Annotated in this window: 24 protein-coding genes, 2 tRNA genes and 3 rRNA genes; 15 read left to right on the top strand and 14 right to left on the bottom strand. The window is 61.9% G+C overall.

Features of this window, described 5'->3' with window-relative positions:
- Positions 1–137: 137 nt before the first annotated feature.
- From ACN22W_RS12485 to ACN22W_RS12450, 8 genes are all read left to right on the top strand, one after another.
- Positions 138–1,670, top strand: a 16S ribosomal RNA gene (locus ACN22W_RS12485).
- Positions 1,671–1,733: 63 nt separating this feature from the next.
- Positions 1,734–1,810: transfer RNA gene (locus ACN22W_RS12480), tRNA-Ile, on the top strand.
- A 41-nt stretch (positions 1,811–1,851) separates the two neighbouring features.
- Positions 1,852–1,927: transfer RNA gene (locus ACN22W_RS12475), tRNA-Ala, on the top strand.
- A gap of 297 nt (positions 1,928–2,224) precedes the next feature.
- Positions 2,225–5,106: ribosomal RNA gene (locus ACN22W_RS12470) — 23S ribosomal RNA — on the top strand.
- 182 nt (positions 5,107–5,288) lie between these two features.
- Positions 5,289–5,401 (top strand): 5S ribosomal RNA (gene rrf / locus ACN22W_RS12465).
- The 16S, 23S and 5S rRNA genes sit together here with 2 tRNA genes alongside, the layout of an rRNA operon.
- A 260-nt stretch (positions 5,402–5,661) precedes the next feature.
- Entirely contained in the window at positions 5,662–6,066 is a 405-nt protein-coding gene (gene cueR, locus ACN22W_RS12460; protein WP_193098747.1) for a Cu(I)-responsive transcriptional regulator, read from the top strand.
- Positions 6,067–6,282: 216 nt separating this feature from the next.
- Positions 6,283–6,429, top strand: a complete 147-nt coding sequence (locus ACN22W_RS12455; RefSeq protein ID WP_006478295.1) for a DUF3563 family protein — start codon at positions 6,283–6,285, stop codon at positions 6,427–6,429.
- Between the two features lie 113 nt (positions 6,430–6,542).
- Positions 6,543–6,914, top strand: coding sequence for a hypothetical protein (locus ACN22W_RS12450; RefSeq protein WP_129512582.1), 372 nt, complete (start codon positions 6,543–6,545; stop codon positions 6,912–6,914).
- Between the two features lie 15 nt (positions 6,915–6,929).
- On the opposite strand, the gene ACN22W_RS12445 is transcribed toward ACN22W_RS12450, so the two are convergent.
- Both ACN22W_RS12445 and ACN22W_RS12440 read right to left on the bottom strand, forming a co-directional pair.
- Positions 6,930–7,775 carry a 23S rRNA (adenine(2030)-N(6))-methyltransferase RlmJ gene (locus tag ACN22W_RS12445; RefSeq protein ID WP_048248897.1) on the bottom strand — a complete coding sequence of 282 codons (846 nt, stop codon included), beginning with the start codon at positions 7,773–7,775 and terminating at the stop codon, positions 6,930–6,932.
- 111 nt (positions 7,776–7,886) lie between these two features.
- Positions 7,887–8,858: a potassium channel beta subunit family protein gene (locus tag ACN22W_RS12440; protein ID WP_419684576.1), complete on the bottom strand. Its 972-nt coding sequence runs from the start codon at positions 8,856–8,858 to the stop codon at positions 7,887–7,889.
- Between the two features lie 164 nt (positions 8,859–9,022).
- Between ACN22W_RS12440 and ACN22W_RS12435 the strand changes: the two genes are divergently transcribed.
- Positions 9,023–9,811, top strand: a complete 789-nt coding sequence (locus ACN22W_RS12435; RefSeq protein WP_419684574.1) for a 3-hydroxybutyrate dehydrogenase — start codon at positions 9,023–9,025, stop codon at positions 9,809–9,811.
- A gap of 120 nt (positions 9,812–9,931) precedes the next feature.
- Here ACN22W_RS12435 and ACN22W_RS12430 read toward each other — a convergent pair whose 3' ends face one another.
- Positions 9,932–11,131, bottom strand: a complete 1,200-nt coding sequence (locus ACN22W_RS12430) for an amino acid aminotransferase (RefSeq protein WP_412021433.1) — start codon at positions 11,129–11,131, stop codon at positions 9,932–9,934.
- 251 nt (positions 11,132–11,382) lie between these two features.
- Between ACN22W_RS12430 and uvrB the strand changes: the two genes are divergently transcribed.
- From uvrB to ACN22W_RS12405, 5 genes are all read left to right on the top strand, one after another.
- Positions 11,383–13,473, top strand: coding sequence for an excinuclease ABC subunit UvrB (gene uvrB / locus ACN22W_RS12425; protein WP_419684572.1), 2,091 nt, complete (start codon positions 11,383–11,385; stop codon positions 13,471–13,473).
- 226 nt (positions 13,474–13,699) lie between these two features.
- Positions 13,700–14,251 carry an iron transporter gene (locus tag ACN22W_RS12420; RefSeq protein ID WP_048248892.1) on the top strand — a complete coding sequence of 184 codons (552 nt, stop codon included), beginning with the start codon at positions 13,700–13,702 and terminating at the stop codon, positions 14,249–14,251.
- Between the two features lie 55 nt (positions 14,252–14,306).
- Complete coding sequence (locus tag ACN22W_RS12415) at positions 14,307–14,639, top strand: cupredoxin domain-containing protein (protein ID WP_034190351.1); 333 nt, start codon at positions 14,307–14,309, stop codon at positions 14,637–14,639.
- A gap of 58 nt (positions 14,640–14,697) precedes the next feature.
- Positions 14,698–15,540 (top strand): FTR1 family iron permease, encoded by an 843-nt coding sequence (locus tag ACN22W_RS12410; RefSeq protein ID WP_193098745.1) that lies wholly within the window; start codon positions 14,698–14,700, stop codon positions 15,538–15,540.
- Entirely contained in the window at positions 15,537–16,934 is a 1,398-nt protein-coding gene (locus ACN22W_RS12405) for a 4Fe-4S binding protein (RefSeq protein WP_419684569.1), read from the top strand. Before ACN22W_RS12410 ends, ACN22W_RS12405 begins: the two co-directional genes overlap by 4 nt.
- Positions 16,935–17,208: 274 nt before the next feature.
- On the opposite strand, the gene hemP is transcribed toward ACN22W_RS12405, so the two are convergent.
- The 3 genes from hemP to ACN22W_RS12390 all read right to left on the bottom strand — a co-directional run bounded on the left by hemP (position 17,209) and on the right by ACN22W_RS12390 (position 19,049).
- Positions 17,209–17,454: a hemin uptake protein HemP gene (gene hemP, locus ACN22W_RS12400; protein WP_048248889.1), complete on the bottom strand. Its 246-nt coding sequence runs from the start codon at positions 17,452–17,454 to the stop codon at positions 17,209–17,211.
- Between the two features lie 138 nt (positions 17,455–17,592).
- Complete coding sequence (locus ACN22W_RS12395) at positions 17,593–18,075, bottom strand: SRPBCC family protein (protein ID WP_129512574.1); 483 nt, start codon at positions 18,073–18,075, stop codon at positions 17,593–17,595.
- Between the two features lie 101 nt (positions 18,076–18,176).
- Entirely contained in the window at positions 18,177–19,049 is an 873-nt protein-coding gene (locus tag ACN22W_RS12390) for a pirin family protein (protein ID WP_419684567.1), read from the bottom strand.
- Positions 19,050–19,171: 122 nt separating this feature from the next.
- Here ACN22W_RS12390 and ACN22W_RS12385 point away from each other — a divergent pair, with 122 nt between their 5' ends.
- The gene (locus tag ACN22W_RS12385; protein ID WP_129512572.1) at positions 19,172–20,146 is read left to right on the top strand and encodes a LysR family transcriptional regulator; all 975 of its coding nucleotides are present in this window, start codon (positions 19,172–19,174) and stop codon (positions 20,144–20,146) included.
- 352 nt (positions 20,147–20,498) lie between these two features.
- On the opposite strand, the gene ACN22W_RS12380 is transcribed toward ACN22W_RS12385, so the two are convergent.
- From ACN22W_RS12380 to ACN22W_RS12345, 8 genes are all read right to left on the bottom strand, one after another.
- A complete protein-coding gene (locus tag ACN22W_RS12380) occupies positions 20,499–20,927 on the bottom strand; it encodes an ExbD/TolR family protein (RefSeq protein WP_048248885.1) in 429 nt (142 codons plus the stop codon).
- A gap of 13 nt (positions 20,928–20,940) precedes the next feature.
- Complete coding sequence (locus tag ACN22W_RS12375) at positions 20,941–21,672, bottom strand: MotA/TolQ/ExbB proton channel family protein (protein ID WP_048248884.1); 732 nt, start codon at positions 21,670–21,672, stop codon at positions 20,941–20,943.
- Positions 21,673–21,707: 35 nt separating this feature from the next.
- On the bottom strand, positions 21,708–22,442 hold the full coding sequence (locus ACN22W_RS12370) for an energy transducer TonB (RefSeq protein ID WP_419684563.1): 735 nt from the start codon (positions 22,440–22,442) through the stop codon (positions 21,708–21,710).
- 218 nt (positions 22,443–22,660) lie between these two features.
- Entirely contained in the window at positions 22,661–22,897 is a 237-nt protein-coding gene (locus tag ACN22W_RS12365) for a (2Fe-2S)-binding protein (RefSeq protein WP_039370093.1), read from the bottom strand.
- A gap of 150 nt (positions 22,898–23,047) precedes the next feature.
- The gene (gene murI, locus ACN22W_RS12360; RefSeq protein ID WP_419684560.1) at positions 23,048–23,911 is read right to left on the bottom strand and encodes a glutamate racemase; all 864 of its coding nucleotides are present in this window, start codon (positions 23,909–23,911) and stop codon (positions 23,048–23,050) included.
- A 28-nt stretch (positions 23,912–23,939) separates the two neighbouring features.
- Entirely contained in the window at positions 23,940–24,416 is a 477-nt protein-coding gene (gene bfr / locus ACN22W_RS12355) for a bacterioferritin (RefSeq protein WP_111016572.1), read from the bottom strand.
- Positions 24,417–24,609: 193 nt separating this feature from the next.
- A complete protein-coding gene (locus tag ACN22W_RS12350; protein ID WP_129512569.1) occupies positions 24,610–26,133 on the bottom strand; it encodes a fumarate hydratase in 1,524 nt (507 codons plus the stop codon).
- Between the two features lie 35 nt (positions 26,134–26,168).
- Entirely contained in the window at positions 26,169–26,792 is a 624-nt protein-coding gene (locus tag ACN22W_RS12345; RefSeq protein WP_166960507.1) for a TIGR00645 family protein, read from the bottom strand.
- Between the last annotated feature and the right edge of the window lie 62 nt (positions 26,793–26,854).

Below are 26,854 nucleotides of genomic sequence, written 5' to 3'. Positions count from 1 at the left end.
AGCTGATCCTCGGATCAGATAGCAAAAGTATCAAGAGTCTCACACTAAAGTAAGTCAGGTTTATGAAGCAATTCATATTCCTGTCAGCTTTGAGTGAGCGACCGGTTCTTAACTGAACCGAAAACAGTAACAGGTTTAAACTGAAGAGTTTGATCCTGGCTCAGATTGAACGCTGGCGGCATGCCTTACACATGCAAGTCGAACGGCAGCACGGGTGCTTGCACCTGGTGGCGAGTGGCGAACGGGTGAGTAATACATCGGAACATGTCCTGTAGTGGGGGATAGCCCGGCGAAAGCCGGATTAATACCGCATACGATCTACGGATGAAAGCGGGGGACCTTCGGGCCTCGCGCTATAGGGTTGGCCGATGGCTGATTAGCTAGTTGGTGGGGTAAAGGCCTACCAAGGCGACGATCAGTAGCTGGTCTGAGAGGACGACCAGCCACACTGGGACTGAGACACGGCCCAGACTCCTACGGGAGGCAGCAGTGGGGAATTTTGGACAATGGGCGAAAGCCTGATCCAGCAATGCCGCGTGTGTGAAGAAGGCCTTCGGGTTGTAAAGCACTTTTGTCCGGAAAGAAATCCTTGGCTCTAATACAGTCGGGGGATGACGGTACCGGAAGAATAAGCACCGGCTAACTACGTGCCAGCAGCCGCGGTAATACGTAGGGTGCGAGCGTTAATCGGAATTACTGGGCGTAAAGCGTGCGCAGGCGGTTTGCTAAGACCGATGTGAAATCCCCGGGCTCAACCTGGGAACTGCATTGGTGACTGGCAGGCTAGAGTATGGCAGAGGGGGGTAGAATTCCACGTGTAGCAGTGAAATGCGTAGAGATGTGGAGGAATACCGATGGCGAAGGCAGCCCCCTGGGCCAATACTGACGCTCATGCACGAAAGCGTGGGGAGCAAACAGGATTAGATACCCTGGTAGTCCACGCCCTAAACGATGTCAACTAGTTGTTGGGGATTCATTTCCTTAGTAACGTAGCTAACGCGTGAAGTTGACCGCCTGGGGAGTACGGTCGCAAGATTAAAACTCAAAGGAATTGACGGGGACCCGCACAAGCGGTGGATGATGTGGATTAATTCGATGCAACGCGAAAAACCTTACCTACCCTTGACATGGTCGGAATCCCGCTGAGAGGTGGGAGTGCTCGAAAGAGAACCGATACACAGGTGCTGCATGGCTGTCGTCAGCTCGTGTCGTGAGATGTTGGGTTAAGTCCCGCAACGAGCGCAACCCTTGTCCTTAGTTGCTACGCAAGAGCACTCTAAGGAGACTGCCGGTGACAAACCGGAGGAAGGTGGGGATGACGTCAAGTCCTCATGGCCCTTATGGGTAGGGCTTCACACGTCATACAATGGTCGGAACAGAGGGTTGCCAACCCGCGAGGGGGAGCTAATCCCAGAAAACCGATCGTAGTCCGGATTGCACTCTGCAACTCGAGTGCATGAAGCTGGAATCGCTAGTAATCGCGGATCAGCATGCCGCGGTGAATACGTTCCCGGGTCTTGTACACACCGCCCGTCACACCATGGGAGTGGGTTTTACCAGAAGTGGCTAGTCTAACCGCAAGGAGGACGGTCACCACGGTAGGATTCATGACTGGGGTGAAGTCGTAACAAGGTAGCCGTATCGGAAGGTGCGGCTGGATCACCTCCTTTCCAGAGCTATCTCGCAAAGTTGAGCGCTCACGCTTATCGGCTGTAAATTAAAGACAGACTCAGGGGTCTGTAGCTCAGTCGGTTAGAGCACCGTCTTGATAAGGCGGGGGTCGTTGGTTCGAATCCAACCAGACCCACCATTGTCTTGTCTGGCGGTAGTACCTGAGGAATCTGTACTCATGGGGGCATAGCTCAGCTGGGAGAGCACCTGCTTTGCAAGCAGGGGGTCGTCGGTTCGATCCCGTCTGCCTCCACCAATCTTCAACGGGAAGCGTTTGGATCACACGTAAGTGACGTGTGAGACGAGCATTTGCCATTGGCGATTGAGCCAGTCAGAGCGGTACGAAAGTATCGGCTGTCGTTCTTTAACAATCTGGAAGAAGTAAGTAATTTGGATAGCGGAAGCGTCTTGAGATGGACGTGAAAACTATCCGGGTTGTGATTGTATCGATGTATCTCAAGATGATTCGAACTCTATGTTTGACTCAATTGGAATACGGCACAACGCGAAAACTCAACCTGTAACGACTGTCGGAGAGACAGACTCGTTATAGGGTCAAGCGAACAAGTGCATGTGGTGGATGCCTTGGCGATCACAGGCGATGAAGGACGCGGTAGCCTGCGAAAAGCTACGGGGAGCTGGCAAACGAGCTTTGATCCGTAGATGTCCGAATGGGGAAACCCACTCCTTTTGGAGTATCCATGGCTGAATACATAGGCCATGCGAAGCGAACGCGGTGAACTGAAACATCTAAGTAACCGCAGGAAAAGAAATCAACCGAGATTCCCAAAGTAGTGGCGAGCGAAATGGGATGAGCCTTGTACTCTTTATTTGTATTGTTAGCCGAACGCTCTGGAAAGTGCGGCCATAGCAGGTGATAGCCCTGTAGGCGAAAACAGTATGAAAGAACTAGGTGTACGACAAGTAGGGCGGGACACGTGAAATCCTGTCTGAAGATGGGGGGACCATCCTCCAAGGCTAAATACTCGTGATCGACCGATAGTGAACCAGTACCGTGAGGGAAAGGCGAAAAGAACCCCGGGAGGGGAGTGAAATAGATCCTGAAACCGCATGCATACAAACAGTCGGAGCCTCGTAAGGGGTGACGGCGTACCTTTTGTATAATGGGTCAGCGACTTACGTTCAGTAGCAAGCTTAACCGTATAGGGCAGGCGTAGCGAAAGCGAGTCCGAATAGGGCGTTCAGTTGCTGGGCGTAGACCCGAAACCAAGTGATCTATCCATGGCCAGGATGAAGGTGCGGTAACACGTACTGGAGGTCCGAACCCACTAACGTTGAAAAGTTAGGGGATGAGCTGTGGATAGGGGTGAAAGGCTAAACAAACTTGGAAATAGCTGGTTCTCTCCGAAAACTATTTAGGTAGTGCCTCGTGTCTCACCTTCGGGGGTAGAGCACTGTCATGGTTGGGGGGTCTATTGCAGATTACCCCGCCATAGCAAACTCCGAATACCGAAGAGTGCAATCACGGGAGACAGACATCGGGTGCTAACGTCCGGTGTCAAGAGGGAAACAACCCAGACCGCCAGCTAAGGTCCCCAAATATAGCTAAGTGGGAAACGAAGTGGGAAGGCTAAAACAGTCAGGAGGTTGGCTTAGAAGCAGCCACCCTTTAAAGAAAGCGTAATAGCTCACTGATCGAGTCGTCCTGCGCGGAAGATGTAACGGGGCTAAGCTATATACCGAAGCTGCGGATGCGTGCTTTGCACGCATGGTAGGAGAGCGTTCCGTAAGCCTGCGAAGGTGCGTTGAAAAGCGTGCTGGAGGTATCGGAAGTGCGAATGCTGACATGAGTAGCGATAAAGGGGGTGAAAGGCCCCCTCGCCGTAAGCCCAAGGTTTCCTACGCAACGTTCATCGGCGTAGGGTGAGTCGGCCCCTAAGGCGAGGCAGAAATGCGTAGCTGATGGGAAGCAGGTCAATATTCCTGCACCATTGTTAGATGCGATGGGGGGACGGATCGCGGAAGGTTGTCCGGGTGTTGGAAGTCCCGGTCGCTGCATTGGAGAAGGCGCTTAGGCAAATCCGGGCGCGGAATTCAAGGGTGTGGCGCGAGCTCCCTAGGGAGCGAAGCAATTGGAAGTGGTTCCAAGAAAAGCCTCTAAGCTTCAGTCTAATGATGACCGTACCGCAAACCGACACAGGTGGGCGAGATGAGTATTCTAAGGCGCTTGAGAGAACTCGGGAGAAGGAACTCGGCAAATTGGTACCGTAACTTCGGGATAAGGTACGCCCTTGTAGCTTGATGCCCCTGCGGGCAAAGGGTGAAGGGGTTGCAATAAACTGGTGGCTGCGACTGTTTAATAAAAACACAGCACTCTGCAAACACGAAAGTGGACGTATAGGGTGTGACGCCTGCCCGGTGCCGGAAGATTAAATGATGGGGTGCAAGCTCTTGATTGAAGTCCCGGTAAACGGCGGCCGTAACTATAACGGTCCTAAGGTAGCGAAATTCCTTGTCGGGTAAGTTCCGACCTGCACGAATGGCGTAACGATGGCCACACTGTCTCCTCCCGAGACTCAGCGAAGTTGAAGTGTTTGTGATGATGCAATCTACCCGCGGCTAGACGGAAAGACCCCATGAACCTTTACTGTAGCTTTGCATTGGACTTTGAACCGATCTGTGTAGGATAGGTGGGAGGCTATGAAACCGGAACGCTAGTTTCGGTGGAGCCGTCCTTGAAATACCACCCTGGTTTGTTTGAGGTTCTAACCTTGGCCCGTGATCCGGGTCGGGGACAGTGCATGGTAGGCAGTTTGACTGGGGCGGTCTCCTCCCAAAGCGTAACGGAGGAGTACGAAGGTACGCTAGGTACGGTCGGAAATCGTGCTGATAGTGCAATGGCATAAGCGTGCTTAACTGCGAGACCGACAAGTCGAGCAGGTGCGAAAGCAGGTCATAGTGATCCGGTGGTTCTGTATGGAAGGGCCATCGCTCAACGGATAAAAGGTACTCTGGGGATAACAGGCTGATACCGCCCAAGAGTTCATATCGACGGCGGTGTTTGGCACCTCGATGTCGGCTCATCTCATCCTGGGGCTGTAGCCGGTCCCAAGGGTATGGCTGTTCGCCATTTAAAGAGGTACGTGAGCTGGGTTTAAAACGTCGTGAGACAGTTTGGTCCCTATCTGCCGTGGGCGTTGGATATTTGAAGGGGGCTGCTCCTAGTACGAGAGGACCGGAGTGGACGAACCTCTGGTGTACCGGTTGTCACGCCAGTGGCATCGCCGGGTAGCTATGTTCGGAAGAGATAACCGCTGAAAGCATCTAAGCGGGAAACTCGCCTTAAGATGAGATATCCCTGGGGACTAGATCCCCTTGAAGGGTCGTTCGAGACCAGGACGTTGATAGGTCAGGTGTGTAAGCGCAGTAATGCGTTCAGCTAACTGATACTAATTGCCCGTAAGGCTTGATCCTATAACAAGTCTGTTTCGACAGCCGTTGGCGCTTCAGCGCTTACGGATGTCGAACGTCGAGTGCAAGGCACTCGGCGTACGACGGTTGAAGTACCGCGTACGTGTGAGATACAGCTCACAACCCAAAATTACTGCTTCTTCCAAGATTGGTCGTGCTGCGAAGCAGCGCGACAACCCTCTTTGCCTGATGACCATAGCGAGTCGGTCCCACCCCTTCCCATCCCGAACAGGACCGTGAAACGACTCTACGCCGATGATAGTGCGGATTCCCGTGTGAAAGTAGGTAATCGTCAGGCTCCCTAAGCCAAGAACCCCCGCCCGTAAAGGCGGGGGTTTTTGCATTTCGGTGGCAGAAATATACGCCCCGGGGGCGGGCGAGTGTAGCGTGCCCCAATCGCCGCATCCGTCGACCTGCGCCAGATCAGCCACCGTCCATCCCGCCGCCGGCCCTCACCGCGGAACGAAACCGCGCGATTTGATACGATCGAAATGTCGTCGGCGATTGCTTTCGTCGACGCTCATGTTCGAAACCAGGGCTTGATGGAGAGGGTGGGGAATGAATATCGGCGACGCGTCACGCGAATCCGGAGTCAGCGCAAAAATGATCCGGTACTACGAACAGGTCGGCCTGCTTGCACCGAGCAAGCGTACCGACGCCGGCTACCGGGTCTACGGCGCGGACGAAATCCATATCCTGCGCTTTATCCGTCAGGCGCGACGGCTTGGTTTTCTCGTCGAGGACATCCGCAAGCTGTTGACGCTCTGGCAAGATCGCTCCCGCGCCAGCGCCGAGGTGAAGTCGATTGCGCTCGAACACGTGGCCGAACTCGACAAGCGCATCGCGGAGCTGAGCGACATGCGCGATACGCTGGCCAACCTGGCCGCGCACTGCCATGGTGACGGACGGCCTGAATGCCCGATTTTGGCGCGCCTGGCCGACCCCGTCAGTGAACCAGATTAGTGCGTGCACTCGAGGCCCGAAATGGGCATCTGATTCAATATCTATAAAAATCAATGACTTGTAGTGGATTTGCGTGCGAGCATTCCAAAGTGGAATGGCTTCCATGCAAGTATTTCACTAGCATCTTGGTGCGGCGTCGCTATAATTCGGGAATACCCTATACGGGAAATCCCTGAATCTCGATTCACCAGGGGTCCCTCTTCCTTGGAGAACGTCATGATCGCCTACATCGTCGAAAAGCTGAGCAACTGGTTCGAATCCGCAGAACGTGAGCGCCGTGAGGCTTACCTCGCCACGTCGTCGGACATCGTCCAGCTCGAGAGCCGTATCCGCTCGCTCGAAACCAACGGCTACTCGCTGTAATCGAGTCACCGTCAGGTGCCGTGTGGCGCCGAACGAAAAGCAAGCCCCGTATTTGACGGGGCTTTGTTTTTTGTGCGCCGGATCTGGCGAAATCGTCTGAGCAGCGCTATGGTATGGGCCTGCTTTTCATCCTGAAGGACACGATCATGCGTTTGCGTCTCGATGTGCGTCGCAGTGCCCGCGCGCGTCTCGCTCTAGGCGCGGCGGTGCTTGTCCATGGACTTGCGGCCGGCGCGGCGACGTCGTCCAAACCGTTGATTCTGGATACGCAGCGCGGTATCCAGGACGGCAAGGGCGGGTTGGTGCTGCAGACCGCGCCGTTGTCTTCCGAGCCGATCGTCGAGCCGGCGGGCATGCGGGCGCCGGCCGGGCAAGCGCCGAACACGTCGGTTCCGCTGTTTGTCGCGCCGTATATCAATGTCCCCGGCTGGGGTGGCGCGCCGCCAGCCAACCAGCCAAGGCTTGCGCCTAGACCGCAGCCGTAACGGCAGGTCGCGCGATCAGTTTCCGCGCTGCTCGATCTGGAAGCGGGCGCCGCTATCCTGTCCCAGCGTCTCGACCAGATAGGGCAGTGCTTCGTTCATGCTCTGGGCGAGCGTATACGGCGGATTCAGAATGAACATCCCGCTGCCGTAGAGTCCCAGCCCATCGGTCGGCGGATTCGATACCGTCAGCGTCAGATGCAGCCAGTTGTTCGGTTGCAGGCGCTTCAACTGCTCGGGAAAGCGCTGCGATTCCAGCCGGGTGACCTGCGGATACCAGATCGCGTAGCAGCCCGTCGCGAAACGCTTCAGGCATTCCGCCACGCAGCTTACCGTGCGCGCGTAATCCTTCTTGTCCTCGTAGGACGGGTCGATCAGCACGAGTGCGCGGCGCGGCGGCGGCGGCAGCAGCGCCTTGATTCCTTCGAAACCGTCACCGGCGAAGATCATCGCGCGTCGCCCCGCGTCGCGGAAATTGTGGCGCAGCACGTCGATTTCCGTCGTGTGCATTTCGAACAGGCGCATGCGGTCCTGCTCGCGCATCGATCGCCATGCGATGTACGGGGAACCCGGGTAGAAGCGCAGTTCGCCGTCGTCGTTCAGCGCGCGTACTTCGTCCACATAGTCGCCCAGCGCTTCCGGCAGGTTCTTGTCGTTCCACAGCCGGCCGATGCCGGTGTCGAATTCCGCCGTCTTTGCCGCGTAACCGTCGCGCAGCGAGTACACGCCTGCGCCTGCGTGCGTGTCGATGTACCAGTACGACTTGTCTTTCTTGTTCAGGTAGCGCAGCAGTTGGACGACGACGGCGTGCTTGAGCACGTCCGCGTGGTTGCCTGCGTGAAAACCGTGACGATAACTGAGCATGGCGGGCTGCCTGAAACGAAAGGTGAATCGATGAAAGCGGTCGATCGCGCGCGGCCGTCAAGCCGGGCGCCGACGCGGCCGCGTATTGTACGCGAGTGGCCGTGAGTCGCCTTACTCGTATGCATCGCCGACCACTTCCTCGATGCGTTTCTTCACATCCGGCGTCAGCTTCGCGGCGACGTCGAGTGCGCCCATGTTGTCGCCGATCTGCTCGATCCGCGATGCACCGGTGATGACCGAACTCACGCGCGGATTCGCGAGGACCCACGCGATCGCGAGCTGGCCCGTGCTGCAGCCGAGGTCGGCCGCGATCCCGCCGAGCCGCTCGACGATTTCGTTGCTGGCCTGATCGGTCAATCGGTCACGCATCCAGTCGTAACCCTGCAGTTGCGCGCGGCTGCCGGGCGGCACGCCGTTGCGGTACTTGCCGGTGAGAAGACCGGACGCCAGCGGGCTCCAGGTCGTGAGGCCAAGACCGTAGTCGTCGTAGAGCCGCGCATATTCCTGTTCGACCCGAACACGGTGGAACAGGTTGTACTGGGGCTGTTCGACGACCGGCTTGTGCAGGTGATGCCGTTCGGCGATCTCGCATGCGGCGCGAATCTCGTCGGCACTCCATTCCGAGGTGCCCCAGTACAGCGCCTTGCCGCGTACGATCATGTCGCTCATCGCCCAGACGGTTTCCTCGATCGGCGTATGCGGATCGGGGCGATGGCAATAGACGAGGTCGACATAGTCGAGCTGCAGCCGGCGCAGCGAGCCGTCGATTGCGTTCAGCAGGTATTTCCGGTTCAGCGTGTGATACTGGTTCGGCGCTTCCGCGAGCCCCCAGAAGAACTTCGTGGACACGATATAGCTGATGCGCGGCCAGTCGAGCGACTTGAGTGCCTGGCCCATGATTTCCTCGGATTTTCCGCCGGCGTAGACCTCGGCGTTGTCGAAGAAATTGACGCCCGCGTCGCGTGCCGCAGCGAGGCATTCGCGTGCGACCCGCTGGTCGACCTGATTGCCGTACGTGACCCACGAGCCGAGCGACAGCGCGCTGATCTGCAGGCCGGAACGGCCCAACCGTCGATATTGCATGCGAATCTCCTGCGTGACGGAACCGACCTTAAGCTTAGACGTTTTGCGCGCGAACGGCGGGGCCGATCGTGCACAATGACGGCTGGCCCGCCGGCACGGTCGCGCGACGAAAGCGGATGTGGCGGGCGCATGCTTTATCGATCCGACAACGGGAGGAGACGGACATGGCAGCAGATCTGAACGGCAAGACCGCAGTCGTCACGGGCGCCGCGAGCGGCATCGGCAAGGAAATCGCACTCGAGCTCGCTAAGGCGGGCGCAGCCGTCGCGATCGCCGACCTGAACCAGGACGGCGCGAACGCGGTCGCTGACGAGATCATCAAGGCGGGTGGCAAGGCGATCGGCGTCGCGATGGACGTGACGAGCGAGGAAGCCGTGAACAGCGGCATCGACAAGGTGGCCGAAGCGTTCGGCTCGGTCGACATCCTCGTGTCGAACGCGGGCATCCAGATCGTCAACCCGATCGAGAACTACTCGTTCGCCGACTGGAAGAAGATGCAGGCGATCCACGTCGACGGTGCGTTCCTGACGACGAAGGCCGCGCTCAAGCACATGTACAAGGACGATCGCGGTGGCGTCGTGATCTACATGGGTTCGGTGCACTCGCACGAAGCGTCGCCGCTGAAGTCGGCATACGTGACGGCCAAGCACGGGCTGCTCGGGCTGGCACGCGTGCTCGCGAAGGAAGGCGCGAAGCACAACGTGCGCTCGCACGTCGTGTGTCCGGGTTTCGTGCGCACGCCGCTGGTCGACAAGCAGATTCCGGAGCAGGCGAAGGAGCTCGGCATCAGCGAGGAAGAAGTGATCAAGAAGGTGATGCTCGGCAACACGGTCGACGGCGTGTTCACGACGGTGCAGGACGTCGCGCAGACGGTGCTGTTCCTGTCGGCGTTCCCGAGCGCCGCGCTCACGGGCCAGTCGTTCGTCGTCAGCCACGGCTGGTTCATGCAGTAATGCGGGCGCGGGCAGCATGGCCGCCCGCGCGCAAACGGCAAAAAAAAACGCGCTCCGGAGAGCGCGTTTTTCATTTCGGCAGGGCGGGGCCGGTGACGGCTGCCGCCCGCTGGCGCCGCGTTACTTCAGGACGGCTGCGACGGCATTGGCGACCACGTCGAGGTTGCGCGTGTTCAGCGCAGCGACACAGATCCGGCCGGTGCCGACTGCATAGATGCCGAACTCGTCGCGCAGGCGATCGACTTGCGCCGTGGTCAGGCCCGAATACGAGAACATCCCGCGCTGTGCGTTGATGAAGCTGAAGTCGCGATCGACGCCGCTTGCCTTCAGGCGCTCGACGAGACCGTTGCGCATCGCGCGGATGCGATCGCGCATTTCACCGAGTTCCTGCACCCACGCAGCGTGCAGTTCCGGCGATGCGAGCACTGCTGCGACCACGGCGCCGCCATGGGTCGGCGGGTTCGAGTAGTTCGTGCGGATCACGCGCTTCAGTTGCGACAGCACGCGCGTGGCTTCTTCCTTGCTCGACGTGATGATCGACAGCGCGCCGACGCGCTCGCCGTACAGCGAGAACGACTTCGAGAACGACGACGACACGAATGCGTTCAGGTCGGCCGCGGCGAACAGACGCACGGCGGCGGCATCGGCCTCGATGTTTTCGCCGAAGCCCTGGTAGGCGATGTCGAGGAACGGCACGAGGTTGCGCGCCTTCACGACGTCGACGATCTGTTGCCATTGCGCTTCGGTCAGGTCCACGCCGGTCGGGTTGTGGCAGCACGCGTGCAGCACGACGACCGTGCCTGCCGCATAGCCGTTCAGCGCCGACAGCATGCCTTCGAAGTTCACGCCGTTGGTGGCGGCGTCGTAATACGGATAGGCGACGACTTCGAAGCCGGCCGCCTCGAACAGCGCGCGGTGGTTTTCCCAGCTCGGATCGCTGATCGCGACCTTCACGTTCGGGTTCACGGTACGCAGGAAATCGGCGCCGATCTTCAGCGCGCCCGTGCCACCCAGCGCCTGGGCCGTGACCACGCGGCCCGCTGCGATCAGCGGCGAATCGTTGCCGAGCAGCAGCTTCTGCACGGCCGCATCGTAGGCGGCGATCCCGTCGATCGGCAGGTAGCCGCGCGGCAGGCCGGCCTCGACACGCACCTTCTCCGCTTCGCGAACTGCGCGCAGCAGCGGAATCTTGCCTTCTTCGTTCGTGTACACACCGACGCCGAGGTTGACCTTGGTCGGACGCGCATCGGCGTTGAAGGCTTCGTTCAGGCCCAGGATCGGGTCGCGGGGAGCAAGCTGGACAGCGGAGAAGAGCGACATGATGATTCGGCAGTTGTGAAAAGAGGGTCAGGCTTTCAGCCGGCGGTGCGGGCGCAGTAGACCGCACGCCAATGGGCACGACGCCGGAAAGCGCAGCAGCCTGATATTGTAGCGAATTCGCGCAGGCGGGGGCGCGCGATTCGGCGGCGAGTCGCGATTTCGGACGGCCGTCGGCCGTCAGGAGCCGACAGCAGTTCGCGCGGCCGCGAAGCGCTAGAATGGTTCCTTTGCCCTCGCTCCAGCCGCATTCCATGTCCGAACATCATGCCGAAGCCGGCGACGCGCTCGACGAATCCAAATTCGTCACCTTCGAAGGGTCGCCGTTCCAGCTGTATCAACCGTATCCGCCCGCAGGCGACCAGCCGACCGCGATCGAGACGCTCGTCGAAGGCATCGGCGACGGCCTTGCCTTCCAGACGCTGCTCGGCGTGACGGGTTCGGGCAAGACCTTCACGATGGCGAACACGATCGCGCGGCTCGGCCGCCCGGCGATCGTGTTCGCGCCGAACAAGACGCTCGCGGCACAGCTCTATGCCGAGTTCCGCGAGTTCTTCCCGCGCAACGCGGTCGAGTACTTCGTCTCGTACTACGACTACTACCAGCCTGAGGCCTACGTGCCGCAGCGCGACCTGTTCATCGAGAAGGATTCGTCGATCAACGAGCACATCGAGCAGATGCGGCTGTCGGCGACGAAGAGCCTGATGGAGCGCCGCGACGTGGTGATCGTCGCGACGGTGTCGGCGATCTACGGTATCGGCAACCCGTCCGAATACCACCAGATGATCCTGACGCTGCGCATCGGCGACAAGCTCGGCCAGCGCGACGTGATCGCGCGGCTGATCGCGATGCAATACACGCGCAACGAGCAGGATTTCCAGCGCGGCACGTTCCGCGTGCGCGGCGACACGATCGACATCTTCCCGGCCGAACACGCCGAAATGGCCGTGCGCGTCGAACTGTTCGACGACGAGGTCGATACGCTGCACCTGTTCGACCCGCTGACCGGGCGCGTGCGGCAGAAGATTCCGCGCTTCACCGTGTATCCGTCGTCGCACTACGTGACGCCGCGCGACACCGTGATGCGCGCGGTCGAGACGATCAAGGACGAATTGCGCGAACGCCTGGAGTTCTTCCACCGCGACGGCAAGCTTGTCGAGGCGCAGCGCCTCGAGCAGCGCACGCGCTTCGATCTCGAGATGCTGCAGGAGCTCGGCTTCTGCAAGGGCATCGAGAACTACTCGCGGCATTTCTCGGGTGCCGAGCCTGGAGATCCGCCGCCGACGCTCGTCGATTACCTGCCGCCCGACGCGCTGATGCTGCTCGACGAATCGCACGTGCTGATCGGCCAGTTGAACGGCATGTACAACGGCGACCGCGCACGCAAGGAAAACCTCGTCAATTACGGGTTTCGCCTGCCGTCGGCGCTCGACAACCGGCCGCTCAAGTTCCCCGAGTTCGAGCGCAAGATGCGCCAGGTCGTGTTCGTGTCGGCCACGCCGGCCGACTACGAGAAGCGCGTGACGGGGCAGATCGCCGAACAGGTCGTTCGGCCGACGGGGCTCGTCGATCCGGAAATCGAAGTGCGGCCGGCAAGCTCGCAGGTCGACGACGTGCTGACCGAGATCAACGCGCGCGTGAATGCCGGCGAGCGCGTGCTGATCACCGTGCTGACGAAGCGCATGGCCGAGCAGCTCACCGAGTTTCTGGCCGACCATGGCGTCAAGGTGCGTTACCTGCACAGCGACATCGACACGGTCGAGCGGGTCGAGATCATCCGCGACCTGCGGCTCGGCACGTTCGACGTGCTGGTCGGGATCAACCTGCTGCGCGAGGGCCTGGATATTCCCGAAGTGTCGCTGGTCGCAATTCTCGATGCGGACAAGGAAGGCTTCCTGCGCGCCGAGCGCTCGCTGATCCAGACGATCGGCCGCGCCGCGCGGAACGTGAACGGCAAGGCGATTCTCTATGCCGATACGATGACCGAGTCGATGAAGCGCGCAATCGGCGAGACCGAGCGGCGCCGCGCGAAGCAGATCGCGCACAACGAGAAAATGGGCATCACGCCGCGTGGCGTCGTGAAGCGCATCAAGGACATCATTGACGGCGTCTACAACGCCGACGAGGCGCGCGCGGAGCTGAAGGAAGCGCAACAGCGCGCGAAATTCGAGGACATGTCGGAAAAGCAGCTCGCGAAGGAAATCAAACGCCTCGAGAAGCAGATGGCCGACTACGCGAAGAACCTCGAGTTCGAGAAGGCCGCCGCGACCCGCGACCAGCTTGCGCTGCTGCGCGAGCGCGTGTTCGGCGCGAACGTCGGCGACCACATCAGCGGCGGCCGGTAAATCTTTCCAAGCGTCACCGAAACGGTGCACTAACGGGCCTGTAAGCCTTGTCGGATCAGGGGTTTACACGGCCTCTCGTTTGTTCCGGAACGGGTTCGGTGCTAAACTCCACAATTATTGAGAATTGTTCGCATTAACGTTCTTCGTCGCGTTAGTGTTTCCAGCGAGCCGCCCCGGCGGCGGTTCGTGTGTCGTCATTTAGTCAGACAAATAACAAGGAGTGTCCATGTTGGGTTCTTCGTTCATCCGCACGACGGTTGCGGTAGCGGCGGCGCTTGCCGCGATGTCGGCCTCGGCTGCCGAATATCCGATCGGCAAGCAGCAGATCCAGGGCGGCATGGAAATCGGCGCGGTGTACCTGCAGCCGATCACGATGGACCCGGAAGGGATGATGCGCAAGGCGTCGGATTCCGACATCCACCTCGAGGCCGACATCCATGCGGTCAAGAACAACCCGACGGGTTTCGCGGAAGGCGACTGGATGCCGTACCTGCAGGTCACGTACAAGCTGACGAAGCAGGGCGACACGAAGTGGAAGGCTGAAGGCGACCTGATGGGCATGGTCGCGAGCGACGGTCCGCATTACGGCGACAACGTGAAGCTGAACGGCCCGGGCAAGTATCACCTGTCGATGGTCGTCAAGCCGCCGATGCAGTCGGGCCACATGGCGTTCGGCCGTCACATCGACAAGGAAACGGGCGTGGGCGCGTGGTTCAAGCCCATTACCCTCGAGTACGACTTCCCGTTCGCCGGTATCGGCAAGAAGGGCGGTTACTGATCGGTGGCATCACGAACGGCGCGCTTCGGCGCGCCGTCGGCGTAGAGAACCCAGAATGAAAATTCCCCAGAAAATCGTTGCCGCAGCCGCTGCGTTGTGGCTTGCCGGCGCAGCGCACGCTGCCGATCTGCCGACGTTCAAGCTCGAGATGACGGATGGCAAGCTGAATCCCGCCCGCATCGAAGTGCCGGCCGGCCAGCGCTTCAAGATCGAGATCAAGAACACCGGCAAGGGCGCCGCCGAATTCGAGAGCGTGCAACTGCGCAAGGAGAAGGTGCTCGCGCCGGGCGCCGATTCGTTCGTGGTCGTCGCTCCGTTGTCGCCGGGCGAATACAAGTTTTTCGACGATTTCCACCAGCAGGCACAGGGCGTGATCGTCGCGAAGTAACGCGTTTTATCTGCGTGCGGGCACACACGTCCGTTGCCCCGCGCGTCAGGAGGTATCGATGGGTCAGATCTTGTTCATCGTCTGGCGGGAGAGCGTCGAAGCGCTGCTCGTCGTCGGCATTCTCTATGCATGGCTGAAAAACGGCGACGACGACGCGCGCCGCGGCCTGCCTTATCTGTGGGGGGGCGTCGGCGCCGGCCTGCTGATGGCCGTCGGCCTCGGCGCCGCGCTGGTCGGTTTCACCGAAGTGTTGTCCGGCGATGCGCAGGACTACTTCCAGACGGCGATGGTGCTGATCGCATGCGTGCTGATCGTGCAGATGGTGCTGTGGATGCGCCGGCACGGCCGCACGCTGAAGCGCGACATGGAGCAATCGCTGCAGCAGAGCACACGCGATTCGAACTGGTGGGGCGTCGCCGTGCTGGTCGCGCTCGCGATCGCGCGCGAAGGCAGCGAGACGGTGATCTTTCTGTACGGCCTCGGTTTCGGCCAGTCGGGTCATGTCGACGGCAACCAGATGCTTGCGGTCGTGATCGGCCTCGGCCTCGCGTTCTTCACGTTTTATCTGCTGCAGCTCGGCGGCAAGTACTTCTCGTGGCGGCATTTCTTCCGCGTCACCGAAGTGATGCTGCTGTTCCTCGGCGCAGGCCTGTTCCAGACCGGCGTCGACAAGCTGATCGACAAGGAAATCCTGCCGCTCGGCATTTCGCAGGTATGGGACACGTCCGCGATCCTCGATGATTCGAGCACGTTCGGCTCGCTCGTCGCGACGCTGACCGGCTATCGCGCGCACCCGGCACTGACCAACCTGGTTGCCTACGCGGTGTACTGGGCGGTCGTGTGGCTGCTGATGAAGCGCGCGAGCCGTCGTCCGGCCGTCGCCGCGGGCCGCGCGGCATGAGCGTGGTCGCCGCAGCCAAGCCGGGCTGGCTCGCGCAGGCCGGCCAGTGGATGCAGCGCCACGGTGCGCTGATCCGCGGCATCCAGTGGATCGTCGTCGCTGTCTACGCGTTCCTGATCATCGTGCCGGCGGTGTTGCCGCTGCCGGACGATTCCGCGCATCTGTGGAACAACCTCACGCTCATCGCGCAGTTCGCGTTCTGGGGCATCTGGTGGCCGTTCGTGCTGCTGTCGATGGTGATGCTCGGCCGGGTCTGGTGCGGCGTGCTGTGCCCGGAAGGCGCGCTCACCGAATACGCGAGCAAGTTCGGCCGCGGCGGCCCGATCCCGCGCTGGATACGATGGGGCGGCTGGCCGTTCGTCGCGTTCGGGATCACGACGATCTACGGGCAGATGGTGAGCGTGTACCAGTACCCGCTCGCGGTGCTGTTCGTGCTCGGCGGCTCGACCGTCGGCGCGATCGTGATCGGCGTGCTGTACGGCCGCGAGAAGCGCGTGTGGTGCAAGTACCTGTGCCCGGTCAACGGCGTGTTCGGGTTGCTCGCACGGCTCGCGCCGATGCGCTACAAGGTCGACGAGGACGCATGGCGCCGTTCGTACAAGAACGGCGAACACGGCCATCGCGTGATTCCGATCAACTGCGCGCCGCTCGTGCCGTTGCGCAGCATGAAGGGCGCAGCATCGTGCCACATGTGCGGCCGCTGCAGCGGGCACCGCGACGCGATCTCGCTGTCGGCGCGCTCGCCGTCCGACGAAGTCGTGAACCTCGGCGCGCAGCAGGCGAACCCTTGGGATACCGCGCTGATCCTGTACGGCCTGCTCGGCGTCGCGATCGGTGCGTTCCACTGGACCGTCAGCCCGTGGTTCGTGCAGATCAAGCAATGGCTCGCGGGCTGGCTGATCGACCGTGACATCACGTGGCCGCTCGAAACCAATGCGCCGTGGTTCCTGCTCACGCATTACCCGGATCGCAACGACGTGTTTTCCTGGCTCGATGGCGGGCTGATCGTCAGCTACATCGTCGGCACGGGGCTCGTGTACGGCACGGCGCTGCTGGTGCTGCTGGCCGGTGCCACGCTGATGCTCGGCCGCTTCGATCGCGTGCGGCTGCATCACCTCACGCAGGCGCTGATTCCGATCGCAGGGGCGGGCGTGTTCCTCGGGCTGTCGGCAACGACGCTGTCGTTGCTGCGCGCCGAACATGTTCCGCTCGGCTGGGCGACCGATGTGCGCGTCGCGATCCTGGTCGGTGCCAACGCATGGAGTGCGTGGCTCGCATGGAAGGTGACGGGGCGCTACGCGGCGTGGCCGCGCCGGCTGGCGGCATTCGCGTGGTTTGCCGTCGGGCTTGCCGTTGTCGACAGCGCCTGGTGGTTGATGTTCTGGGGTTTCTGAAGCAGCGGGTGTGCCGCTTCGGCGGCATGCATTGACGGCAGCAACGAACACGGGCGGCAATGCGTTACGTATTCGCCGCCCAAATGAAAAAGCGGCACGTCGTTCGACGTGCCGCTTTTTTCTTCCTTGTGCGAGAACCAAAAAAAGTGGCTTGGCTTGCTGCAGCGGCTGCTTGAGTGTGTTTGCACGAAGGGGTCTAGATCTCGCGTGCAAGCCGTTGCGCTGGCTAATGCCCAACACCTCTCAGGGAGGTGGTCCCCACAATACTCTGTCGTTACTTCGTCAGGATCAGCTTGCCGAGCCGAGTGGCACGCAGCTGATAAGTCTCTCCGTTATGCGCGATGCTGATGTGGCTGTGGCCTTGCAGCAGCGAATCGCTGTTGACGACCCGCGTGCCTGCATCGCGGTTGCCGGCGGGTTTCGCCGGCGTGGTGACCGCTGCCGTCTTCTGACGGCTGCTGCCTGCGGTGCCGGTTGTGTGGCGCAAGGTCAGCGTGGTCGGGCGCATGGTGTCGGTCATTCGGTTGATCGGTGACTGTCGATACGATGGAATGAATTCTAAATGATAACCATTCCCATTCGCAAAAACTCTTTATCGATCGAGAAGGCCGAGTTGATAGCTTGAGTCAAAGGGGCGGCCCGAAGGCCGCCACCGGGTTCAGTGCAACGGATCGGGGTCCTTGCGGCCCTGCGCGTATTCGCGGATCAGGCGGACCGTGTCGATATCCGACGTGCGATACGCTTCCTTGACGATCCCGTGCGTCTGCCGGGCATCTTCGCTGTCGTCCGTGACGGTCAGCGTCGTGCGGTATTCGAAACGCAGGAACAGCTGGTGGTCTTCGCGTTCCTCGATCGTCATCGTCAGCGAGCCGCCGATCTCGCCGTCGGCGGCGAGGATGTCGTAGCGGACCTGCTGGTTCGGCGTGAACGTGACATGGTCGCGCACGATCGCGTGACCGTAGTGCAGTTCACGTTCGAGCGTCGTATCCGTCCGTTCGCGGACGACGCAGCTGTCGAGGCCGAGCACGAACAGTTGCGGCTGTTCGGCGCGCAGCACGAGACCTTCCCAGAGCTGGTCGCGGGTGAGGGCCGGCACGGCCGAATCATCGGAATTGATCTGGATCAGATGTTCGAAGTTCAAGGGGACGGGTTCCTTCTGGTGGTTGGCGGCCACATGGTTCAAGAAGTTATTGTGACGCAAAACCGTCCGTTTCGCGGTACCTGCCGCCCTCCGATCGGGCGTCAGGCTTCGATGCGGCCCATGCGACCGGTCTGGTAGTCGACGACCGCCTGCCGGATCTCTTCCTCGGTATTCATCACGAACGGGCCATAGCGGACGATCGGTTCGTTGAGCGGCACGCCGCCGATCAGCAGCAGGTCGAGCGGCGTGTCGCCGGCGGCGAACGTGACCGTGTCGCCGTCGTCGCCGTACACGATCATGTGCCGTGCGTCGACAGCCTGCCTGTCGGGCCCGTAGAGGCCCGTACCGTCGATCGGATAGGCGAACACGCGATAGCCGGCCGGAACCGGCTGCGTGACCGTTGCGCCGGGTTCCAGCGTGAAATGCTGGTAGAGGATCGGCGTACGCGTCTCGATCGCGGCCCGGACGCCGAACGCCTCGCCGGCGATGACGCGCACGCGCGCGCGGCCGTCCGGTGACGTCGCGGTCGGGATGCGCTGGGCCGGGATCTCCTGGTAGCGCGGCGCGATCAGCTTGTCGCGGCGCGGCAGGTTGACCCACAGCTGGAAGCCGTGGGAGCGGCCGCCGGCCTGCGCGAACGCCGGATCCGGCATTTCGCTGTGCACGACGCCGGCGCCGGCCGTCATCCACTGCACGTCGCCGGGGCCAAGCGTGCCCGCATGGCCGGACGAGTCGCGATGGCAGAAGCGTCCGTCGAGTGCATAGGTCACGGTCTCGAAGCCGCGATGCGGATGGTCGGGCGCGCCCTTGGCTTCGCCGGGGGCGTAGTCGACGGGGCCCATTTCGTCGAGCAGCAGGAACGGATCGAAATCCATCAGCAGCCGGGTCGGGAACGGACGGTGAACGACAAAGCCGCCGCCTTCGGTGGTGCGAAGCGCGGGGTAGGTGCGGTCAAGCGAGCGAGCGGTCGTCATGGGGAGGCCCTCGGAATCAACGGAATAGCGTTATTTTTGAAACATAGCGCTATTATATTGGGCGTTTTCCCGTTCGATTTGCGATGGTTCGCAATGGATTGTTCTGAAATTGGAACGATGAGATGAATATCGATGCACATAACCTGAACGACCTCATGTACTTTTCGCAGGTCGTCGAACATGGTGGTTTCTCGGCCGCGGAACGCGTGCTGGGCATCTCGAAATCGCGCCTGTCGCGGCGCCTGACCGAACTCGAGGGGGCACTCGGCGTGCGCCTGCTGCAGCGTTCGACGCGCAAGCTCGCGCTGACCGAGGCGGGGGAGTTGTTCTACCAGCATTGCCAGGCGATGCTCGCCGAGGCGCAGGCCGCGATGAATGCGGTGCAGCAGTTGCGCGCGTCGCCGCGCGGTTCGGTGCGGGTCAGCGTGCCCGTCACGCTGTCGCAGACGATGCTGTCGCGCATCCTGCCCGAATTCCTGCGTCGTTATCCCGAGGTGAGGGTGCATGTGCGCGTGACGAATCGCGTGATCGATCTCTTCGAGGACTCGATCGACGTCGCGCTGCGCGTGCGCTCGGAGCCGCCGCAGAACGCCAACATCGTCGTGCGGCCGCTGTGGCGCACCGAGCAGATGCTGGTCGGTGCGCCGAGCCTGCTGAGCCAGAATGCGCCGCCGCTGGTGCCGGACGATCTGGCCGGCTTCGAGACGCTCGATACGCCGAGCGTCGACGGGCGGCACGTGTTCAACCTGATCGCGCCGGACGGCACGCGTCATGTGCACGAGCACGAACCGCGGCTCGTGACGGCCGACCTGATGACGATCCGCGAGGCCGTGCTCGACGGCCTCGGCATCGCGGCGCTGCCGGAGATGATGTACGGCAATGCGCTGCGTGCGGGGCAACTGTCGCCCGTGATGCCGGGCTGGACGCTGCCGGTGCCGCAACTGTATGCGGTGTTCGTGTCGCGGCAGGGGATGCCGCCCGCGGTGCGTGCGTTCGTCGACTACCTGGTCGAGAAGCTCGATCACGGCGCCTACAAGGAGCAGGGGTGCCCCGAGCGTGCAAAGAAGGAAGCCGCGGCCGATGCTTCGGCGACCTGAACACGACGCGCACGACGAGGCAAATTTGTTTTGTCATTGAAGCGTCGTCTGCAATCGCAAGTTTCAATCGCCGGGGCCTTGAATGCGCGCGCGCGCGGGCCTATATTGAAATCCCATTTCGTGAAGGAAGTTCTGAGCGAAATCAGGTGGCCGCATATATTGTGAGCCAGATAGGGCAGAACGCGCAGTCCGTGCAGACCACGGCAGAGTCGCATTTGCGTTGCTCGAGGCGCAACCGATACCGCCAAAGAGCCCGCCGCCCGAAGGCGCCCGCGTGCGCATGAAAAAAGGCCTTCATCTGGCGATGAAGGCCTTTTACTTTGTGCTCGGCGAGGAGCGCGACGTGCGCGTGTTACTTCGCTTTCGCTGCCGGCTCCGTCACGAAGCCGAGTTTCGTCAGGCCGCCTGCCTGCGCATCCGACATCACTTCGGCGACATGCTCGTATGCAACCTTGCGGTCCGCGCGCAGGTGCAACTCCGGCTGCGGCTTGCGTTGCGCCGCTTCCGCGATGCGTGCCTGCAATTGTTCGCGCGTGACCGTGTGGTCGTCCCACAGGATCGTGCCGTCGCCCTGGATCGCGACGTCGACCGTCTGCGGCTTTTCGTCGACGGGCTGGCTGCTGGCGTGCGGCAGGTCGATCTTCACCGCATGCTGCATCGCCGGGATCGTCACGAGGAAAATGATCAGGAGTACGAGCATGACGTCGACGAGCGGCGTCATGTTGATCTCGCTCATCACGGCATCGTCGTCATCGTCGCTGAAACCAGTGTTCATTGCCATGGTTCACCCCGTCTCAGCTGGCGCGCGTCGCGAGGCGCAGGCCGTCGCGCGTCGACGACGATGCGAGGCTCGCACCGGTCACGAAGTAGGCGTGCAGGCCGTGCGCGAAGCGGCGCAGCTTGCTGACGACACCCTTGTTCGCGCGGGTCAGTGCGTTGTAGCCGAGCACGGCCGGGATCGCGACGAACAGGCCGAAGGCCGTCATGATCAGCGATTCGCCGACCGGGCCCGCGACCTGGTCGATCGACGTCTGGCCGGTTGCGCCGATCACGAGCAGCGCGTGGTAGATCCCCCAGACCGTACCGAACAGGCCGACGAACGGCGCCGTGCTGCCGATCGACGCGAGGACCGCGAGACCGCTCTGCATGCGCGAGATGCCTTCGTCCATCGTGTCCTTCAGGCAGCGCGTGACCCAGTCCGATACGTCCATGCGGTCGTGCAGGTGCGGTTGCGTCTGGTGGTGATGGTCGGCTGCTTCCTTGCCCGACAGCGCGAGCGCGAGGAACGGGTTGTCGTTCGGCGTCGATGCGGCGAGGCCGAGCTTCTTGATGCCGTCGTCGAAATTGTCCGAATGCCAGAATGCCTGTTCGGCGTTCTTCGTGAGGCGGTTCAGGCGAACCACGTTCCAGCCCTTGACGACGATGACGATCCACGACAGAACCGACATCACGAGCAGCGTGATCGCAATGGCGCGCGTGACGAAATCACCTTGCGCCCAGACGTGCGCGATACCGTAGCTTTGCATTTTTTGTTTCCTTTGAATCTTCCGGATGAGGCAGGTTAGTCAGTGAGCCCGAAGCTGTAGGGCTGTGTGCGGGCGACGCGGATCGCCTGGCCGTTCTCGACGTACGGACGGCAAGTGCTTGCGCGTATGGCGTCGAGCGCGGCCTCGTCGAGGCGTGGGTAGCCGCTGCTCTTCTGCAACTCGATGTTTTCGATCTTGCCGGTCACACCGATGACGAAGTGAACAAGGGCCGTGCCCGATTCGCCGCGGCGGCGCGACATCGACGGGTAGGGCGGCTCGATGATCTTGCACTGGACCGTCGGCACGTTTTTCGGTGCGTTGATCTGCATCGTTTCGCGCGCTGGGCTGGGCGTGGCGGCTGGTGCTGCGGGAGCGGGCGCGGCGGGAGCAGGCGTTGGATCGGCGGCCGGCGCGGGTGTCGGCGACGGGGCCGGCGACTGTGCAACCGGCTGAGGTGTCGGCTTCACCGCTGTAGGCACCGGTTTCGGCTCGACCTTCGGCTTTACGCGCGGCACCGGCTTCGGCGGCGTGGGTTGCCGGATCGATTCGACCGCGACCTGCTGCGCGATCGGCGCAGGCGCAATGAGCTGCGCGGTGATCGACTGGACCTCGACCGTTTTCGGCGGCGGCGGCGCGTTGCGATGGAGCCAGGCGGCCGTCAGCATGATCGCGTGTGCGGCAAGCACACCGACCGCGACGACGATCACTCGGGGATTCATACGTGGTGCAGCCGGCAAGGCGCCGGCAGGAGCGAAATGCGAAGCCTGCATGTTAGCTTGAAAGAACGATGTCGCACCCGGGGCGCGGCGGGTGAATCGGCATCACTTGCGGAAGATCAGCAGCGAGATGCAAACGGTGGTCACAAATCCGATCAGCAATTCCATGACAGGCTCCTTGGCAGGTAAGCCGCTGGCTCGCGCGGACGGTGGCTTGCTGACGGTCAAAACAAAAAATGCGGCCTGGGCCGCATGCGCACACTCGGCGCCGGTCAGGCAGCCTTGCGTTCGTAGAACGTGACCGGGATCGGGTGAGCGTGATGCTCGACACCGCACCGGCTCGCGCAGACGCCTTGCTCGGCCATGAGGTCGCGTACGGACTCCTCGCACTTGCCGCAGCACGTGGCCACGCCGAGCTCGAACTGGAGTTCATCGAAAGAGTTCACGCCCTCTGCGAGGGACGCGCGGATCTTGCGATCGGAAACAGACTTGCACACGCAGACGATCATGATGAGTTGCGATAGCTAACGTTAATGCGAATTATTATCATTAATTTTGCGGGCGTTGACAAGCCTGGCCCGGGCTTTTTTTAAGGTCATCGGACCCTTGAAACGGCGGGGGCGGCGGAGCCGCGGCGGGAGGGGGCGTGCCGGCCCGCGTCAGGCGGTCGCGCAGGCGCGCGCGTTCGGCGAGGAAATGGTGACGGGTTCGACCGGCGCATCGAGGCCGAGCAGCGTCGATGCGAGTGCCTGCAACTGCCGGCCGTCGCCGGTCGAGCAGAACCGGGGTGGCGCGACAGGCGTGCCGGCGGGCGCGCGCAGGCCGTGCAGGTCGAGCACGCGCGCGAGCTGGCGCGCGATCGCGTCGCTCGTGTCGATGATCGACATGCGGTCGCCGACAATGTCACGAATGGTGGCGGTGAGGAACGGATAGTGCGTACAGCCGAGGACGACCGTATCGGCACCGTCGTCGAGCATCGGCTGCAGGTAGCTGTCGAGCAGTGCGCGCAGCGCGGGCGAGCCCGTGTCGCCGCTCTCGATTGCCTGTACGAGCCCGTGGCCTGGCTGGCAGATGAAGCGGCAGCCGGCGCCGTGACGCTCGAGCAATGCCTGGAACCGGGCGCTGCGCAGCGTCGACTGGGTGGCGAGCACGCCGGCGACGCCGCTCGCGGATTGCTGGACGGCCGGTTTGATGCCCGGCTCGACGCCGACGAGCGGGATCGCGAGATGCTCGCGTACCGCCGCGATCGACTGCGCGGTTGCCGTATTGCACGCGACGACGAGCGCCTTCGCGCCCTGCCGGACGAACCACTCGCCGATCGCGAGCGTGCGCTCGATGATGAATGCATCGTCGCGTTCGCCGTACGGGATGTAGCGTGTATCTGCGGTATAGACGAACGACTCGCCGGGCAGGTGCGCACGCACGGCGCGCAGCACCGACAGGCCGCCGAGCCCCGAATCGAAGATCCCGACGGGGGCGGCGGCACGCATCGCGGCAGCGGCTGGCTGGTTCGTCATCGTCATGCGGACGGCGCGGCGGCGAGTGGGCCGATTACTCGGCCGAACCCATCATCGATTGCTGGTAGTTCTGCAGGCCGACCTTGCCGATGAGGTCGATCTGCGTTTCCAGCCAGTCGATATGCTCTTCGGTGTCGTCGAGGATCTTTTCGAAGATCTCGCGCGACACATAGTCACGAACCGATTCGCAGTAGGCGATCGCTTCCTTGCACGTGGTCTGCGAGATCTGCTCGAGCTTCAGGTCGCACTTCAGGATCTCTTCGGTTTCCTCGCCGACGAGCAGCTTGTGCAGGTCCTGCAGGTTCGGCAGGCCGTCGAGCATGAACACGCGCTCGATCAGCCAGTCGGCGTGCTTCATTTCGCCGATCGACTCGTCGTACTCGTGCTTGCCGAGCTTGTCGAGGCCCCAGTGCTTGTACATGCGGGCATGCAGGAAGTACTGGTTGATCGCCGTGAGCTCATTCTTCAACTGGGCGTTCAGATATTCGATGACTTTCTTGTCGCCTTGCATGGCTGTTCCTTGTTCAGTGGGGCTTCAGAAACCGAACGATAATCGCTCGAACGAGAAAAGCCAAGCCTCGAAGCCTTGCCGGGCCTGCCTTTTGCGTGTAATGAGAATCAGCCTTGAATAACCGGCCGCACACAATAATGAGAACGAGAAGCAAAAAGGCCGGACTCGCGTCCGGCCTTTCGTTCGATCGCGCTTAAGCGGTCGCGACCGGGATCTTGCCGATCTTCGCCTGCCACTCCTTCGGACCGGTCTGGTGCACCGACGTGCCCGACGAATCGACGGCGACCGTCACCGGCATGTCCTGCACGTCGAACTCGTAGATCGCTTCCATGCCGAGGTCTTCGAATGCGAGCACCTTCGCGCCGCGGATCGCCTTCGACACGAGGTAAGCCGCGCCGCCGACCGCCATCAGGTACGCGGCCTTGTGCTTCTTGATCGCCTCGATCGCGACCGGGCCGCGCTCGGCCTTGCCGACCATCGAGATCAGGCCCGTTTGCGCGAGCATCGTCTCGGTGAACTTGTCCATGCGCGTGGCCGTCGTCGGGCCGGCCGGGCCGACCACTTCGTCGCGGACCGGATCGACCGGGCCGACGTAGTAGATCACGCGGTTCGTGAAGTCGACCGGCAGCTTCTCGCCCTTCGCGAGCATGTCGGCGATGCGCTTGTGCGCGGCGTCGCGGCCGGTGAGCATCTTGCCCGACAGCAGCAGCGTCTGGCCCGGCGTCCAGCTGGCGACTTCTTCCGGCGTCAGCGTGTTCAGGTCGACGCGCTTGCTGGTTTCCGTGTTCGGTTCCCACTGGACCTTCGGCCAGGCGTCGAGCGACGGCGCTTCCAGCTTGGCCGGGCCCGAGCCGTCGAGCACGAAGTGCGCGTGACGCGTGGCCGCGCAGTTCGGGATCAGTGCGACCGGCTTCGATGCCGCGTGCGTCGGTGCGGCCATGATCTTCACGTCGAGCACGGTCGCCAGGCCGCCGAGGCCCTGTGCGCCGATGCCGAGCGCGTTGACTTTTTCATGCAGCTCGACACGCAGTTCCTCGACCCAGTCCTGCGGACCGCGCGCGATGATTTCCTGGATGTCGATCGGATCCATCAGCGATTCCTTCGCCATCAGCATCGCCTTCTCGGCCGTGCCGCCGATGCCGATCCCCAGCATGCCGGGCGGGCACCAGCCCGCGCCCATCGTCGGGACCGTCTTCAGCACCCAGTCGACGATCGAGTCGGAGGGGTTCAGCATCACGAACTTCGACTTGTTCTCCGAGCCGCCGCCCTTCGCCGCGACCTGCACGTCGACCTTGTCGCCCGGCACGATCTCGTAGTGGATCACGGCCGGCGTGTTGTCCTTCGTGTTCTTGCGGGCGCCTTCCGGCGGATTGACGATCGACGCGCGCAGCACGTTGTCCGGGTGCGTGTAACCGCGGCGCACGCCTTCGTTGATCATGTCGGTGAGGCCCATCGTCGCGCCGTCCCAGCGCACGTCCATGCCGACCTTCACGAAGATCGTGACGATGCCGGTGTCCTGGCAGATCGGGCGCTTGCCTTCCGCGCACATGCGGCTGTTCGTGAGGATCTGCGCGATCGCATCCTTCGCGGCCGGGCTCTCTTCCAGCTCGTACGCGCGGCCGAGGGCCTGGATGTAGTCGAGCGGATGGTAGTAGCTGATGTACTGCAGCGAATCCGCGATGCTCTGGATCAGGTCTTCCTGTTTGATGACGGTCATGGCTGAGACTCTGTGGGGACAGTGGGGAATGCGTTTTATGCGTTCACGGCTGCTTCGGCCGGCTTCCGGGGCTCGTTCGCTGCAGGCGCGTGCCCGTCGTGGGCGCGCGGCTCGTGAAAATGGGCCGGGTGCGTGTGCGTCGTCAGGCGGTCGACCCACGCCATCACGAGCGCCGACACGAGGAACGACACGTGGATGATCACTTGCCACATGATCGCGTGCATCGTGTGCTGGTCGGGGTTGATGAACGTCTTCAGCAGGTGGATCGACGAAATGCTGATCAGCGCCATCGACAGCTTGACCTTCAGCACGCCCGCGTTCACGTGGTCGAGCCACTCGGGCTCGTCGGGGTGGCCCTCGATGCCGAGGCGCGACACGAACGTTTCGTAACCGCCGACGATCACCATGATCAGCAGGTTCGAGATCATCACCACGTCGATCAGGCCGAGCACCGCGAGCATCACGCTGATTTCGTCGAGGCTGGTCGCATGCGACAGCAGGTGCCAGACTTCCTTCAGGAACAGGAACACGTAGACGGCCTGCGCGACGATCAGGCCGAGGTAAAGCGGAACCTGGAGCCAGCGGCTCATGAAGATCAGCGCGGGAAGCGGGCGAAGCGGGCGACGGGCGGGGCGGCCGGGCGAATGCGGGGCGGACATGATGGCGGTGCGGGCGCGGTGCGCAGGTATCGGGGGTAATCTTGAAAAGGCGCGCTATTGTA

Origin of the sequence: Burkholderia theae (genome assembly GCF_048565265.1) — a bacterium.
GTDB lineage: Bacteria > Pseudomonadota > Gammaproteobacteria > Burkholderiales > Burkholderiaceae > Burkholderia > Burkholderia theae.
The sequence above is the reverse complement of the archived record's forward strand: the minus strand, read 5'-3'. Positions and strand labels throughout refer to the sequence as shown.

Excerpts from the sequence above, each read along its gene's own strand:
- ACN22W_RS12390 (WP_419684567.1), bottom strand. The coding sequence starts at position 19,049 with ATGACGACCGCTCGCTCGCTTGACCGCACCTACCCCGCGCTTCGCACC.
- hemP (WP_048248889.1), bottom strand. The coding sequence starts at position 17,454 with ATGACCGACACCATGCGCCCGACCACGCTGACCTTGCGCCACACAACC.
- ACN22W_RS12375 (WP_048248884.1), bottom strand. The coding sequence starts at position 21,672 with ATGCAAAGCTACGGTATCGCGCACGTCTGGGCGCAAGGTGATTTCGTC.
- ACN22W_RS12455 (WP_006478295.1), top strand. The coding sequence starts at position 6,283 with ATGATCGCCTACATCGTCGAAAAGCTGAGCAACTGGTTCGAATCCGCA.
- ACN22W_RS12345 (WP_166960507.1), bottom strand. The coding sequence starts at position 26,792 with ATGTCCGCCCCGCATTCGCCCGGCCGCCCCGCCCGTCGCCCGCTTCGC.
- ACN22W_RS12365 (WP_039370093.1), bottom strand. The coding sequence starts at position 22,897 with ATGATCGTCTGCGTGTGCAAGTCTGTTTCCGATCGCAAGATCCGCGCG.
- ACN22W_RS12435 (WP_419684574.1), top strand. The coding sequence starts at position 9,023 with ATGGCAGCAGATCTGAACGGCAAGACCGCAGTCGTCACGGGCGCCGCG.
- ACN22W_RS12445 (WP_048248897.1), bottom strand. The coding sequence starts at position 7,775 with ATGCTCAGTTATCGTCACGGTTTTCACGCAGGCAACCACGCGGACGTG.
- ACN22W_RS12385 (WP_129512572.1), top strand. The coding sequence starts at position 19,172 with ATGAATATCGATGCACATAACCTGAACGACCTCATGTACTTTTCGCAG.
- ACN22W_RS12405 (WP_419684569.1), top strand. The coding sequence starts at position 15,537 with ATGAGCGTGGTCGCCGCAGCCAAGCCGGGCTGGCTCGCGCAGGCCGGC.
- ACN22W_RS12420 (WP_048248892.1), top strand. The coding sequence starts at position 13,700 with ATGTTGGGTTCTTCGTTCATCCGCACGACGGTTGCGGTAGCGGCGGCG.
- murI (WP_419684560.1), bottom strand. The coding sequence starts at position 23,911 with ATGACGATGACGAACCAGCCAGCCGCTGCCGCGATGCGTGCCGCCGCC.
- ACN22W_RS12370 (WP_419684563.1), bottom strand. The coding sequence starts at position 22,442 with ATGCAGGCTTCGCATTTCGCTCCTGCCGGCGCCTTGCCGGCTGCACCA.
- ACN22W_RS12350 (WP_129512569.1), bottom strand. The coding sequence starts at position 26,133 with ATGACCGTCATCAAACAGGAAGACCTGATCCAGAGCATCGCGGATTCG.
- ACN22W_RS12380 (WP_048248885.1), bottom strand. The coding sequence starts at position 20,927 with ATGGCAATGAACACTGGTTTCAGCGACGATGACGACGATGCCGTGATG.
- ACN22W_RS12410 (WP_193098745.1), top strand. The coding sequence starts at position 14,698 with ATGGGTCAGATCTTGTTCATCGTCTGGCGGGAGAGCGTCGAAGCGCTG.
- ACN22W_RS12440 (WP_419684576.1), bottom strand. The coding sequence starts at position 8,858 with ATGCAATATCGACGGTTGGGCCGTTCCGGCCTGCAGATCAGCGCGCTG.
- bfr (WP_111016572.1), bottom strand. The coding sequence starts at position 24,416 with ATGCAAGGCGACAAGAAAGTCATCGAATATCTGAACGCCCAGTTGAAG.
- ACN22W_RS12430 (WP_412021433.1), bottom strand. The coding sequence starts at position 11,131 with ATGTCGCTCTTCTCCGCTGTCCAGCTTGCTCCCCGCGACCCGATCCTG.
- cueR (WP_193098747.1), top strand. The coding sequence starts at position 5,662 with ATGAATATCGGCGACGCGTCACGCGAATCCGGAGTCAGCGCAAAAATG.
- uvrB (WP_419684572.1), top strand. The coding sequence starts at position 11,383 with ATGTCCGAACATCATGCCGAAGCCGGCGACGCGCTCGACGAATCCAAA.
- ACN22W_RS12450 (WP_129512582.1), top strand. The coding sequence starts at position 6,543 with ATGGGCCTGCTTTTCATCCTGAAGGACACGATCATGCGTTTGCGTCTC.
- ACN22W_RS12415 (WP_034190351.1), top strand. The coding sequence starts at position 14,307 with ATGAAAATTCCCCAGAAAATCGTTGCCGCAGCCGCTGCGTTGTGGCTT.